11 protein-coding genes are annotated in these 12,727 nt (G+C 71.2%); 6 read left to right on the forward strand and 5 right to left on the reverse strand.

Annotated features, from left to right (window positions below; translation table 11 throughout):
* Positions 1-94: 94 nt before the first annotated feature.
* Both PO78_RS16795 and PO78_RS16800 read right to left on the reverse strand, forming a co-directional pair.
* Positions 95-973 carry an ATP-grasp domain-containing protein gene (locus PO78_RS16795; protein WP_043745329.1) on the reverse strand — a complete coding sequence of 293 codons (879 nt, stop codon included), beginning with the start codon at positions 971-973 and terminating at the stop codon, positions 95-97.
* A 62-nt stretch (positions 974-1,035) separates the two neighbouring features.
* On the reverse strand, positions 1,036-1,392 hold the full coding sequence (locus PO78_RS16800; RefSeq protein ID WP_043745332.1) for a VanZ family protein: 357 nt from the start codon (positions 1,390-1,392) through the stop codon (positions 1,036-1,038).
* Positions 1,393-1,555: 163 nt separating this feature from the next.
* Between PO78_RS16800 and PO78_RS16805 the strand changes: the two genes are divergently transcribed.
* Complete coding sequence (locus PO78_RS16805) at positions 1,556-2,734, forward strand: PQQ-dependent sugar dehydrogenase (RefSeq protein ID WP_004317754.1); 1,179 nt, start codon at positions 1,556-1,558, stop codon at positions 2,732-2,734.
* Between the two features lie 48 nt (positions 2,735-2,782).
* Here the strand turns inward: PO78_RS16805 and PO78_RS16810 are convergent, their stop codons facing one another.
* Positions 2,783-5,158, reverse strand: a complete 2,376-nt coding sequence (locus tag PO78_RS16810) for a serine/threonine protein kinase (protein WP_043745335.1) — start codon at positions 5,156-5,158, stop codon at positions 2,783-2,785.
* A gap of 123 nt (positions 5,159-5,281) precedes the next feature.
* Here PO78_RS16810 and PO78_RS16815 point away from each other — a divergent pair, with 123 nt between their 5' ends.
* Complete coding sequence (locus tag PO78_RS16815; RefSeq protein ID WP_004317751.1) at positions 5,282-5,647, forward strand: diacylglycerol kinase; 366 nt, start codon at positions 5,282-5,284, stop codon at positions 5,645-5,647.
* Between the two features lie 30 nt (positions 5,648-5,677).
* Here PO78_RS16815 and PO78_RS16820 read toward each other — a convergent pair whose 3' ends face one another.
* Positions 5,678-6,241 carry a YcbK family protein gene (locus PO78_RS16820; protein WP_012585192.1) on the reverse strand — a complete coding sequence of 188 codons (564 nt, stop codon included), beginning with the start codon at positions 6,239-6,241 and terminating at the stop codon, positions 5,678-5,680.
* Between the two features lie 43 nt (positions 6,242-6,284).
* On the opposite strand from PO78_RS16820, the gene PO78_RS16825 reads away from it, so the two are divergent.
* From PO78_RS16825 to PO78_RS16835, 3 genes are all read left to right on the forward strand, one after another.
* On the forward strand, positions 6,285-7,934 hold the full coding sequence (locus tag PO78_RS16825; protein ID WP_082047843.1) for a L,D-transpeptidase family protein: 1,650 nt from the start codon (positions 6,285-6,287) through the stop codon (positions 7,932-7,934).
* Between the two features lie 88 nt (positions 7,935-8,022).
* Positions 8,023-9,249 (forward strand): glycosyltransferase family 4 protein, encoded by a 1,227-nt coding sequence (locus PO78_RS16830; RefSeq protein WP_004310660.1) that lies wholly within the window; start codon positions 8,023-8,025, stop codon positions 9,247-9,249.
* Between the two features lie 3 nt (positions 9,250-9,252).
* A complete protein-coding gene (locus tag PO78_RS16835) occupies positions 9,253-10,107 on the forward strand; it encodes a UDP-2,3-diacylglucosamine diphosphatase (protein ID WP_004310661.1) in 855 nt (284 codons plus the stop codon).
* A 152-nt stretch (positions 10,108-10,259) separates the two neighbouring features.
* On the opposite strand, the gene PO78_RS16840 is transcribed toward PO78_RS16835, so the two are convergent.
* Entirely contained in the window at positions 10,260-10,469 is a 210-nt protein-coding gene (locus PO78_RS16840; RefSeq protein WP_004310662.1) for a hypothetical protein, read from the reverse strand.
* A 205-nt stretch (positions 10,470-10,674) separates the two neighbouring features.
* On the opposite strand from PO78_RS16840, the gene PO78_RS16845 reads away from it, so the two are divergent.
* Positions 10,675-12,726 (forward strand): TonB-dependent receptor plug domain-containing protein, encoded by a 2,052-nt coding sequence (locus tag PO78_RS16845; RefSeq protein WP_004310664.1) that lies wholly within the window; start codon positions 10,675-10,677, stop codon positions 12,724-12,726.
* Position 12,727: the final 1 nt, after the last annotated feature.

Raw genomic sequence — 12,727 nt, forward strand, 5'->3', positions numbered from 1 at the left:
GATAACAAGGTGTGCGCCGGCAGGTGCGCCCGACCGCAAAAAAGGCGCGCCGCCGGTGCTGGCGGCGGATCGCACGGTGCGCCCGTGCCCGCGCCTATCCTTGCGCCTGCGCCACTTCGAGCCGGCGTGCCAGTTCGGCGGCGAAGTTCGCGGCCGCGTCCGGGGTTGCGCCGAGGAAGAGTTCGGGCTCGATGGCCTCCAGCTCCATCAGTGCCGGCCGACCCTCGTGGCTCACCAGGTCGACCCGGGCATAGGTGGTCGCCGCGGGCGCCTGCGCGAGCACGGCCTCGGCCAGCCTGCGCTCGGCCGCGCTCGGCGTGTGCGCATGCACCGTGCCGCCGTACAGGTCCTGCACACGATAGTCGCCTGCGGCAGGGCGTTTGCAGATGGCATGGGAAAAGACCCCGCCGAAGTAGATCATCGACACCTCGCCCGCCTCTGCGATGCTGTGCACGAAGGGCTGGACCATGACGTCGCCCGCTGCGACCAGGTCCTCCAGATGCGCGCGGCAGGCGGGGTCGTCGGCCCTGGCGCGTAGGGCGCCGATGGCGCCGATGGACACCGCAGGCTTGACCACCACCTCGTCCCAGCCCTGCGCGGTCAGCCGTGCGCCGGGGGCGGTGTCACCGCGTTCGATCCACAGCGTGGGCACGGTGGCGACGCCGCCGGCCGCGAGTTCGCGCAGGTAGCCCTTGTGGCTGTTCCACGCGATCACGGCTACCGGGTTGACGAGATGGGTGAGCGCGCTGGTGCGCTCGGCCCAGGCCAGGAAAGCGTCGAGGTGGCGGAAGTAGTCCCATGGCGTGCGTACCACCACGAGGGGGTACGCGGCCCAGTCCTGTTCGCTGTTCCAGGGCGGCACGTCGGCGACGATGCCGCGCTGCGCGAGGGCGTCGACGAGCAGGTGGGTTTCGGGATCCGGCTTGGCCATCGTGGCGCCGGTGACGAGGGCGATGCGCGGGTGGTGGAGCATGGGCAGGCCTGTTCGGGAGGTGTCGAGCGCGGACCGCATGGGCCCGCGTGCCGGCAGGGAGTTTACCGGGCGTTCGCCGTGTTCGTTTTCCGGTTGCGGAGGAAGGGCAGCAAGACCAGCAGCCCGACCGCGTCGGCGAGCCAGTCGAGCGGATCGCCGACGCGGTAGGCGGTGGTCGACTGCGCCACCTCCATCGCCGCGCCGTAGGCCAGCAGCCCGGCCGCGAGCAGGCCGACGCGTCGCGGCCAGGCGGCGACGCCGAGGATCGCGAGGCCGGCGAAGAGCAGGGCGTGCTCGACCTTGTCCTGCCAGGAGAACAGCTTGATCACCGGCTCGATCGGCATCAGCGCGAGCCAGAAGGCGCCACCGAGGGCGGCGATGAAGAGCACGCGCAGCAGCGTGCGAACGGATGTGGGCATCTGTGGTCCGAAAAAAGCGGTTGGCTGCCTGTCGGTGGTGCGGCGCGCGCAGCAGCGCTGGGAAGGTGGCGGCGGTTCGGTGTCGTGCGTCGATGGCTGGCGGAGCTTAGCGGCAAATGCGCGGCGCGTGGTGCGGCGCGCAATAACCTGGGGAGATGACCCGATGCAGGATGGCAAAGTTCGCGAACTTTCGAGCTCGCGCACGCGCGCAGCGCTGCGCGTCGCGCTGCTCGCCGGCATGCTCGCCGCCGGCAGCATGCACGCCCCGCTCGCGGGCGCGACCGGCATGGTGTATCCGAGCGAGACGGGGCCGCTGCGCGTGACCGAGGTCGCGCGCGGTCTGGAGAGTCCGTGGGCGCTCGCCTTCCTCCCCGACGGTCGCATGCTGGTGACCGAGCGCCCGGGGCGGATGCGCATCGTCGATACGGCAGGGCGGGTGTCGGAACCCATCGCCGGCGTGCCCGAGGTCCATGCGCGCGGGCAGGGCGGCCTGCTCGACGTTGCGCTCGCGCCCGACTTCGACCGTGACCGCCTGATCGTGTTCTCCTACGCCGAGCCGACCGCGCGGGGAGCGCGCACCGCCGTGGCGCGCGCGCGGCTCGACGTCGACGGCCTGCGCCTCGAGGACGTGCGCCGCATCTTCGCGCAGGACGAGGATCCCGCGGGCAATCACCACTGGGGCTCGCGCTTGGTGTTCGGGCGCGACGGCCGCCTGTTCGTGACCCTGGGCGATCGGTTCCACCACCGCGAGCGCGCGCAGGCGCTCGACAGCCATCTCGGCAAGGTGGTGCGCATCGATCCCGACGGCGGTGTACCCGCCGACAACCCGCTCGTGGGGCGTGCAGGCGTGCGCGGCGAGATCTGGTCCTGGGGCCACCGCAACGTGCAGGGTGCGGCCTTGCACCCGCGCACCGGCGAGCTGTGGACCCACGAGCACGGCCCGCAGGGCGGCGACGAGATCAACCGCACCCTGGGCGGGCGCAATTACGGCTGGCCGGAGATCACCTACGGCCGCGAATACGTCACCGGTCGCAAGATCGGCGCCGGCAGCGAGCGCGAAGACGTGGCGGCGCCGGTGCTGCAATGGACACCCTCGATCGCCCCCTCGGGCATGGCCTTCTATACCGGCGATGCCTTCCCGCAGTGGCAGGGCAACCTCTTCGTCGGCGCGCTCAAGTTCCAGCTGCTCGCCCGCCTGGTGCTCGATGGCGAGCGCGTGGTGCGCGAGGAGCGCCTGCTCGAAGGCCTGGGGCGGATCCGCGACGTGCGCCAGGGGCCGGACGGCCGCCTGTGGCTGCTCGACGAGAGCGCCGGGCGGGTGCTGCGGATCGATCCGCAGTGAGCGGGGCTCGCGTGCTCGTCCCCGGAAGCCTCGCGGGGGCGATTCACCTTAGCCCGCCTGCTTGATCGCCAGCACCGCCTGGTTGCGCAGGGTGCGCAGCATGGCGAGCTCCTGCTCGCCGATGCGCAGCTCTCCGGCGCGATCCTTGTCGGCGTAGATCATCGCCACCGGGCGGCCCTTGATCGTCAGCGGGAACAGCACGAAGGTGCGCGCCGCCACCGACCTGCGGTACCAGGCCGGCACGCGGGCGGCGATCTTGGGGTCGTCCACATCGCTGATCAGCACGTCCACGCCGCGTGCGGTGGCCACGTTGAAGACGTTGTCGGGCTGGGCCGAGAGGCTGAAGCGCAGCTGCTTGGCGAGCTCGCCTACCTCGGGGCCGAAGCCGAAGCGCCCGCACATGGCGTTGCTGCGCGCGTCGCGCACGCACAGCAGCACGCGCTTGAAGCCCATCGCGCGGTACATGGTCTCGAGGATGATGCGCAGCACGTCGTTGAGGCGGAAATCCTCGACCAAGCTGTTGCTGATGTCCTGGATGCCTGCGCTCAGCACGGCCTGCGGGTCGGCGGCGCGCTGGCCTTCCGCACCGCCCTCGGCGGGCAGCGACTGCTCGAGCAGCGCGGAGGCCGGCATCAGCGTGGCGTCGACCCGTGCGCCCTCCGCCGGCGTGCTGCCGTCGATGAAGTGACGCAGGTTGCGCCCGAAGCGCGTCTGCGCGAGGCTTACCTTGACCACGCGGGCGAATTCGCCGATCTCGTCGACCGCGCTGCGCAGGTGCTCGCGCGCCTCGCGCGCAGGCACCGGCACGGCCTCGTCGAAGCGCGCGGCGATGTCGGCCAGCGCACGCTCGCGCTCCGCGGGGGCGAGGCGCGACACCGCATCGCAACACGCGTTGGCGCAGGCGGCCAGGCTCTGCAGGCGCTCGTCGGCACTGCGCGGCGCATGGACCGGGCCCTCGGGCAGGGTGCGCATGCTGTTCTGGATCAGCTCGGGGAAGCCCCAGGCGCGCGCGAGCGCGATGCCGAGTTCCTCGTAGCCGGCGCCGAGCACGCGCTGCGCCGCGCTCTCCTCGCTGCAGCCGTGCTGCTGCACGACGCGGCGGATGTCCTCGCTCTCCTCCGGGAAGTAGAACTGGCACAGCAGCCTGCCCAGATTGTGGAACACCGCGCAGATGTAGCTCTGCTCACCGTCGCGCAGGCGCAGGCGCCGGGCGAGTTCGCGCGCGAACAGGCCCGCCAGGCAGGCGCGCAGGAACTCCTCCTGCAGTTGGCTGGCGTTGGACTTGTTCTGCAGGTGCTCGAAGAGCAGCACGGTGATCGCGATGTTGCGCACCGCATCGAAGCCGAGCACCACCACCGCGCGCGAGATCGTGCTGATGCGCCCGCCGCCGGCGGGGCGGAAATGCGCGGAGTTCACCACCCGCAGCAGCTTGTTGGTGAGGCCGAAGTCGCGCAGGATCAGTGCCGACAGGGTGCCCACGCTCTCCGATTCGCTGGCCGCGATGCGGTTGATCGCCACTACCGATTCGGAGAGTGCGGGAAAGTCGCCGCGGTGCTTCATGCGGCGCATCAGGAAATCCACCGCGCCCGGCCTGGCCTCGCTGCCGGCCTCCGGGTCGGTCTCGGCGGGCTGGCGCCAGGCTTCGAGCGCGAGGCGGAACTCGGCGGCGTCGGCAAAGCGCGCGAGCGGGTCGAGCGCGGCGGCACGCAGCGCGATCGCGGCCAGGGCCTCGTCGACCGGGGGGCCGTCCGCGGGCAGGGTGACGGGTGTGCTGCGCGTGCGCTCGAGGACCCTCTTCACGCCGCCCTCGCGCGCCAGCGGACGACCGGCGAGCAGCTCGATCAGCAGCACGCCGGCGGCGAAGACGTCGTTGCGCGGGCCGATCTCGCGGCGCTCGATGTACTCCGGCGCCATGTAGCCCGGAGTGCCCGAGAGGCCTTCGCTGGCCCCCGCGGCCTCGATGCGGCGGGCGATGCCGAAATCCATCACGCGCGCATGGCCGCCGGTGTCGAGCAGCACGTTGCTGGGCTTGAGGTCGCGATGGATCACGCCCTGCGCGTGCGCCTCGGCGAGCGCGGCGAGTATCTCCAGCATGCGCTCCACGGCCTCGCCGGCAGGCAGCGGCCCGCGCCGGTCGAGCAGCGCGGCCAGGCTTTCGCCGGGCACGTACTCGAACACCAGGTAAGGATCGCCGCCGTCCTCGCCGGCCTCGAACACCGGGACGATGCCGGGGTGGCGCAGCCGGCTCACCGCGCGCGCCTCGGCGAGCAGCGAGGCGTTGTCGTGGCCGGGGCGGGGGCCGAGGTGCAGCGCCTTGAGCGCCACCTCGCGCTCGAGCTGCGGGTCCCACGCCAGGTGCACCACGCTCTGTGCGCCGCGGCCGAGTTCGCGGCGGATCTCGAAGCGGCCGATCGTGCGCGTCATCGTACCCCCTCCGCCGCCGTGCCGGCGCCGGATCGGGAGCGTCGGAGCCGCGCCACGGCGCGGGTCGTGCCGCGCTTTCGTGGCATGATCGCGAACCTTTCGAGCACGGATGGATGAGCCAGGATGGAAAGTCCCTTCAAAGGCAAGACCGGTCTGCGCCGGATCTTCAACGCGGCCCGCTATTCGATGGACGGACTGCGCGCAGCCTACCGGCACGAGGATGCCTTCCGCCAGGAAATATGGCTCACCCTGGTCGCGGTTCCGCTCGCGCTGTGGCTGGGCGAGGGTGCGGTCGAGCGCGCGCTGATGATCGGCAGCGTCCTGCTGGTGCTGGTGGTGGAATTGCTGAACTCGGCTGTGGAGGCGACGGTCGACCGGGTGTCGCTGGAGCGGCACGAGCTGGCCAAGCGCGCGAAGGACGTCGGCAGCGCGGCGGTGCTGCTCGCACTGCTCCACGCTGCCGTGGTGTGGGGCTTGCTGCTGTTCTGAAAGGGCCGATGCGGGCCGGGTGCGACGGGATCAGGCCGACCGCGGACCCCAGCTGCGCACCGGACCGGTGTCGATGTGCACGAAGTCGGAGTCGGGGTAGTAGCCGACGCCGCCGCCGCCGAGCGCGAGCGCGGCGTCGCGCAGGCGGGCGGTATCGACGCCCACCAGGCGGATGTCGATCGCCTTGCCGTCCATGTGCAGGCTGCGCCTGGCCACCCCGCCGCCGCGTGTCTTGCGCAGCATGGTGTTGGTGGTCGGCGAGCGGTAGCCCGAGATGATCTCGAAGGTGTTTCCGCCGCACGCGAGGCTCAATGCGTGAAGCATGTCATAGAGGCGCGGATCCATCCGTGTAGACTCTCCGGTCCGAAAGTCGCGCAAGAGCCAGTCGATGCGCTGCAGGGCGGGCTGGATGTAACCCTGGCGGTTGCGGAAGGCGACGCTCAGGCGCTCGTCGGTGTGAGTGTGGCGGAAGTCGAGTTGCGGGTCGCGCTGGGCGGCCTGGGCGGCGGCCGAAAGCCCCAGCGGCAGCGTGGCGAGGCCCTTGAGTAACAGGCGGCGGTGCGGCACGACCTGATTCCGGACGATCTTAGACATGGATAATAAGCAATCCGAACAAGTACTTGAGGCCGGAATCCTAATGCAAAGCAAGCCCGGTCTGGGCAAATGTTTTGTAACTGCCGCGGCCCTCGCCGCGCTGGCCCTCATGGCGTCCTGCGTGCATGCGACAGCGGCTGGCGAGGCCGCGGTGGTCGCGGTCGAGCCGGCCGCGAGCGACTCCGCGCTCGCGCTGCGCATCGAGCAGCGCCTGCGCGAGCGCGCCGCGACGGCCGACGACCCCATCGCGCTGTTCTACCTCGCGCGTGCCTACCGCTCGGTGTGGACCGAACCTGCGCGCGTGCACGCCCTGCTCGCGGCGGTCGAGGCGGTACGCGGGCATGGGCTGGATGCGGCGGATTTCGCCCCCGCCCGCCTGCGCGCCGGTGCCGTCCCCGCGGCCGATCCCGAGCGTGCGGCCGAGCGCGAGCTCTTGCTCACCGACACCCTGGCCGCGCTGCTCTTCCAGCTCCGCCATGGCAAGGTCGACCCGCGCGCGCTCTACCGCGAGTGGAACTTCACCCCGCCGCCCAGGCCCTACGAGCGTGCGGCCGAGCTTGCACGCGTGCTGCAGGCGCCCGATCTGGCCGCCGCGGTCGACGCGTACGCGCCGGACCTGCCGCTCTACCGCGCGCTGCGCGCCGAGCTGCTCGCCCAGCAAGGCCGGCTCGCCGTGGGCGACTGGCCCAAGGTCGCCGCCGGGCCCACCCTCAAGCCCGGTGCAAGCAGCTCGCGCGTGGCCTCGTTGCGCGCGCGCCTGGCCGCCGCGGGCGAGCGCGTGTCCGAGGCGCGCGACAAGTCCCACTACGACGAAGCTCTGGTCGAGGCGGTCAAGCGCTTCCAGGCCGCGCACGGCCTGCAGGCCGACGGCGTGCTCGGGGCGCAGACCCTGGAGGCGCTCAACGCCAGCCCGGCGCAGCGCGTGGCGCAGATCCGCGCCAACCTCGAGCGCCTGCGCTGGGTGGCGAGCGACCTGCAGGGCGACCGCCTGCTGGTGGACATCGTCGGCTACCACGCCGACCTCGTGCTCGACGGCCAGCCGGTGTGGTCCTCGCGGGTGATCGTCGGCAAGCCCAAGCGGCGCACCCCCTCGCTGCTCGACAGCGTCACCCATCTGGTGCTCAACCCGAAGTGGGTGGTGCCACCCACCATCCTGCGCGAGGACGTGATTCCGGGCGCAGCGCGCAACCCGTCCTATCTCGCCAACCGGCGCCTGCGCGTGGTCGATCGCAGCGGGCAGACGGTGGACCCCGCCACCATCGACTGGAGCGGGGCGCGCCAGAGCGGTTTTCCCTATCGCGTCGAGCAGCAGTCCGGTGCCGACGGCTCGCTCGGGCGGATCAAGTTCTCGCTCTCCAACCCCTACGTGATCTACCTGCACGACACCAACGCGCGCTCCCTGTTCAAGCGCGCCGAGCGTGCGCTCAGCTCGGGCTGCGTGCGCGTGGAGAAGCCCGAGGAGCTGGCGGTGCTGCTGCTCGCCGACAGCGGGCGCTGGAGCGCGCAGGCGCTGCAGGCGGCGCTCGACAGCGGGCGCACGCGCACCGTGGACGTGGGGCGCGACGTCAAGGTGTTGCTGCACTACGCCACCGCGGCGCTCGACGAGGCGGGCAGGGTGCTGCTGCGCAACGACATCTACGGCTACGACGCGGCGATCGTGGCCGCGCTCGATGCGCCCGCGCCGGCGCGCTGAAGCTGTGGCCCCCGGCACGCGCCGCGGTAAGCTCGCGGCAATGCCGGCGTAACACCGCTGTCTTGCGGCCCCCCTAGTCTGCGGGGCCATGAGAACGCTCGACTACACCACCGAAGACCTCTGCCGCGCGCCGCGCCTGCGCATCGCGCTTGTGACCGAGACCTGGGCGCCCGAGGTCAATGGCGTGGCCATGACCCTGGGGCGGATGGTCGACGGCCTCATCCGCCGCGGCCACGGCGTACAGCTCATCCGCCCGCGCCAGCGCCCCGGGGAGACCGCGGCGCACGGCGAGGGCCTGGAAGAAGTGCTCGCCCGCGGCCTGCGCCTGCCGCGCTACGACGGCCTCAAGCTCGGGCTGCCGGCGCGGGTGCGTCTCGTGCGCGAGTGGTCGCGCCAGCGCCCGGACCTGGTGCACGTGGCGACCGAGGGGCCGCTCGGGTGGACCGCGGTCACCGCGGCCAACAAGCTGCGCATCCCGGTCAGCTCCGACTTCCACACCAATTTCGACCACTACAGCGGCCACTATGGCATGGGCTGGCTGCGCCAGCCGGTGGCGGCCTACCTGCGCCGCTTCCACAACCGCAGCGCGGCGACCTTCGTGCCAACCGCGGCGCTCGCGGCGCAACTCTCGGCGCAGGGTTACCGCAGCGTGGAGGTGATCTCGCGCGGGGTCGACACCGCGTTGTATTCGCCGGCGCGCCGCGACGAGGCCTTGCGCCGTGCCTGGGGCCTACCCCCGGGCGGGCTGGCGGTGATCAGCGTCGGCCGCCTGGCGCCGGAGAAGAACCTCGGCCTCGCGATGCGCGCCTTCGCAGCGATCCGCCGCCTGCGCCCGGACGCGCGCATGGTCCTGGTCGGCGACGGCCCCCAGCGTGCGGCGCTGGCGCGCGCCCACCCCGACGCCGTCTTCGTCGGCATGCGTCACGGCGAGGACCTCGCCGCGCACTATGCGTCGGCCGATCTGTTCCTGTTCCCCAGTCTCACCGAGACCTTCGGCAACGTCACCCTCGAGGCGATGGCGAGCGGCGTGTGCCCGGTGGCCTACGACTACGCCGCCGCCGCCGAGGTGATCCGCGACCTCGGCAACGGTGCCAGCGTGGCCTGTGGCGACGAAGAGGGCTTCATCGCGCGTGCCGTACAGATGGCCGGGGCCGATGCGCTGCGCGCGGAGCTCGCGCGCGCCGCGCGCCGCAGCGCCGAGGCGATCGATTGGGAGCGGGTGAACGATCGCTTCGCCGCGGCCCTGCTGCGCGTGTGGCGGGCGGGCAGCGGCCGGCCCCTCGATTTGTCCGAACCCCGCCCGGAGGAGACCTGAACCATGAGCAGCGTGCGCGCGATCTTCCTCTCCGATGTCCATCTCGGCACCCGTGCCTGCCAGGCCGAGCGCCTGCTCGACTTCCTGCGCGAGCACGAGTCGGATTACCTTTTCCTGCTCGGCGACATCGTCGACTTCTGGGCGATGAAGCGCAGCGTGCAGTGGGCGCCCAGCCACAACACCGTGGTGCAGAAGGTGCTGCGCCGCGCCCGCCACGGCTGCCAGGTGATCTTCATTCCGGGCAACCACGACGAGGCCTTGCGCGAGCATGCCGGCGTCGCCTTCGGCGACATCCGCGTCGAGTCGGAATGGATCCACCACGCCGCCGACGGCCGGCGCTACTGGCTGGTGCACGGCGACGAGTACGACCAGGTCACCCGCCACCACCGCTGGGTGGCGCTGCTGGGTGACGTCGCCTACAACGCGCTGGTGCGCATCAACCTGCTGCTGTCGCGTGCGCGTCGCCTGCTCGGCGTGCCGGGATACTGGTCGCTCGCGGGCTACGCCAAGCAGAAGGTGAAGAAGGCGGTGAGCTTCATCTTCGACTTCGAGGATGCGGTCGCCCACGCCGCGCAGCAGCGCGGGGTGGACGGGGTGATCTGCGGCCACATCCACTGGGCCTCGGATCGCCGCATCGGCGACATCCGCTACCTCAATTGCGGCGACTGGGTGGATAGTTGCAGCGCCGTCGTCGAGCACCACGACGGCCGCATCGAGGTGCTGCAGTGGGGCGCGCTGGGCGCGCACGCGCTCGCTCCGCTGCCGGCGCTGCCTGCACCGAGGCCCGCGTCCGTTCGACCGCAATCGGCGCCGGTTCCGGCGGGTGCCGAGCGCATCTACCTGATGCCGGACATCTGAACCCGCGAGGCCCCTCGGCCGCCGCATTCGCGCCTTGCGGCGCTCCTGCATCGGCAGGGACAGTGGCGGTTTTCGGTAGGAGCGCCGCAAGGCGCGAAACTGGCCGCCGCGATGTACCGCTTCCCGCTGCCTGGGGCCAGCGGCCAGTCGGCTCAATCCTCGCGCTCGTCGCGCAGCAGATCCCAGGCGATGAACATTCCGAGCGCGGCGTTGCCGAGCGCGAACAGCGCCACCACGACGGTCGCCAGCGGAACCAGCGGCCAGCTGCGCAGGAGCCAGGCAAGGATGGCCGAAAGCAGGTTGAGCACGATCATCAGCCAGAAGCGGCGGTCTTGCGGGCGGTAGAGGCGAGAGAGCTTCATCGGCGGGGGCGGGAGAGATCGAGGGGAGGGTTTGCGTACGCATGATAGCGGCGGCTGGCGAAAAGCCGGGTCGCGCGGGCGGAATTTGATAAAACGCAAGTGCGAACAATTCGCATTACGATAGTATCGCTCCCTGATCTTCCTGTTCGGGCATGCCAGCCGTCGCCAGCCAGCCCGGGAACCCGACTTCCTGGAGCTTTCCATCGTGCTTCGTCTGCGCCCGCTCGCGGTGGCCGTCCTCGGCCTGTCCGCCTTCCCCGTTTCCAGCCTCGTCCATGCCGAGACCCTGCTCGGCGCCCAGACCGTCACCGCCAAGGGCTACGCCGCCGACACCCTGGAGACCCCGCAGGCGGTCGAGATCCTGCAGGCGCCGGCGGCCGGCGGCACGGTCGCGGGCGCGCTGCTGCGCGGCAAGCCCGGCCTGGCGGCGCAGTCGGACGGTGCCTGGGGGCAGAACCCGGTGCTGCGCGGGCTCAAGAAGGAAAGCGTGGTGGTGATGGTCGACGGCGTGCGCATGAACTCGGCGCAGCCGCAGGGCGCGATCGCCTCCTTCCTCGACCTCGGCCTGCTCGAGCGCGCCGAGGTGGTCAAGGGGCCGGGCTCGGTGCTGTACGGCAGCGGCGCGATGGGCGGGGTGGTCAACCTGATCACGCCCGATGTCGGCTTCAGCGCCGAAGAGGCGGTGGGCGGGCGCGTCGGCGCGCGCTTCTCCAGCGTGGACAAGGGCGTCGCCGGTGCCGCGCTGCTGACGCGCTCGAGCGCGCACGGCGCGCTGGTGCTGGGCGTGGCCGGGCGTGACGTGGACGACTACCGCAGCCCGGACGGCCGCGAGGATCGCACCGGTTACCAGTCCGACACGCTGCTGGCAAAGTACAAGCACAAGCTGAGCGAGGACCTGACCCTGCGGGTGAACCTGCAGCGGCATGAGGACGAGGATGTGTGGTATCCGGGATCGGCGCGCACCGGCGCCGGAATCCCCAAGCCGCTCGGCACCGCGACCATCCATTCTCCCGAGCAGCGCCGCGAGCTCTACGAGCTTGGCGTGGACGCGAAGCTGGGCGAGGGCACGCTGTCGGCCGAGCTCTACCGTCAGGAAGTGTTCCGCCAGATCCGCGCGTTCTCGTCGGCCAAGCAGCGCGACTATGTGCGTAACGACGTCCGCTTCGTCACCGATGGCGCGAAGGCGAAGTACCTGTTCCCGTTCGGCGCCGACCACCTGCTGACCGTGGGTGCCGACCTCTGGCGCATGCGCGGCGATCCGGAGCGCTACATCGACAACAATCCGCCGGCCTTCGACAACAACCTGCGCAACGATCCTTTCGACAAGGGCGAGATCGAGTCGGCGGGCGTCTTCGTGCAGGATGAGTTCAGTCTCGGCGATACCCGGATCGTCGCTGGGGCGCGTTTCGATCGCGTCACCGGTGACGCTGAACGCAAGGGCATGACGCAGACCACCGGGCTGGAGAACGCCGACAACAACCTGTCGTGGTCGCTCGGTGCGATCCAGCCGCTGAGCGAGCGCCTGAGCGCCTACGCCAACCTCGGCCGCGCCTACCGCGCGGCGGACATGCGAGAGCGCTTCGAGGACTCGGCGCGCGGCGACGGCTACTTCCATGTCGGCAACCCGCAGCTCGACCCGGAGGTGTCGACCAGTCTCGAACTCGGCCTGAAGCGGGGCGGCGCCGGCCTGCGGTACCAGCTTGCCGCCTTCTATACGCGCATCGACGACTACATCGCCGGCCGTGTCACCGGGGCCGTGCATCCGCAGAACGGCCTGCCCTTCAAGCTCACCGAGAACCTCGACAAGGTCACGATCTACGGCATCGAGGGCAGCGCCAGCATGCCGGTCGGCGCCTTCGTCGCCGACGCGGGCTTCACCTGGCTGCGCGGCGAGAACCATCAGGACGACGAGCCGCTGTTCCAGATGCCTGCGCCCGAGCTGACCCTGGGGCTTGGCCAGGCGGCCGAACGTGGCTTCTGGTGGCGCGCGCAATTGCGCGCGGTCGCCGAGCAGGACCGCATCGCGACCCGGTTCTCCAACGGCACCGAAAACCCCACCGCCGGCTTCGTCACCGCCGACGCCGAGTTCGGCTGGCGCTTCGGCAAGCTCGGCGCCTTCGAATCCGCCGGGCTGGCCGTGCAGCTGAGCAACCTCGCCGACAAGCGCTATCACGAGCACCAGACCGAGGGCGTGTCCGGCAACGAACTCGCCGCGCCCGGCCGTGGCGTGGCGCTCAGCCTGAACGGGAGCTTCTGAC

It is taken from the genome of Thauera sp. SWB20, assembly GCF_000831325.1.
Classification (GTDB): domain Bacteria; phylum Pseudomonadota; class Gammaproteobacteria; order Burkholderiales; family Rhodocyclaceae; genus Thauera; species Thauera aminoaromatica.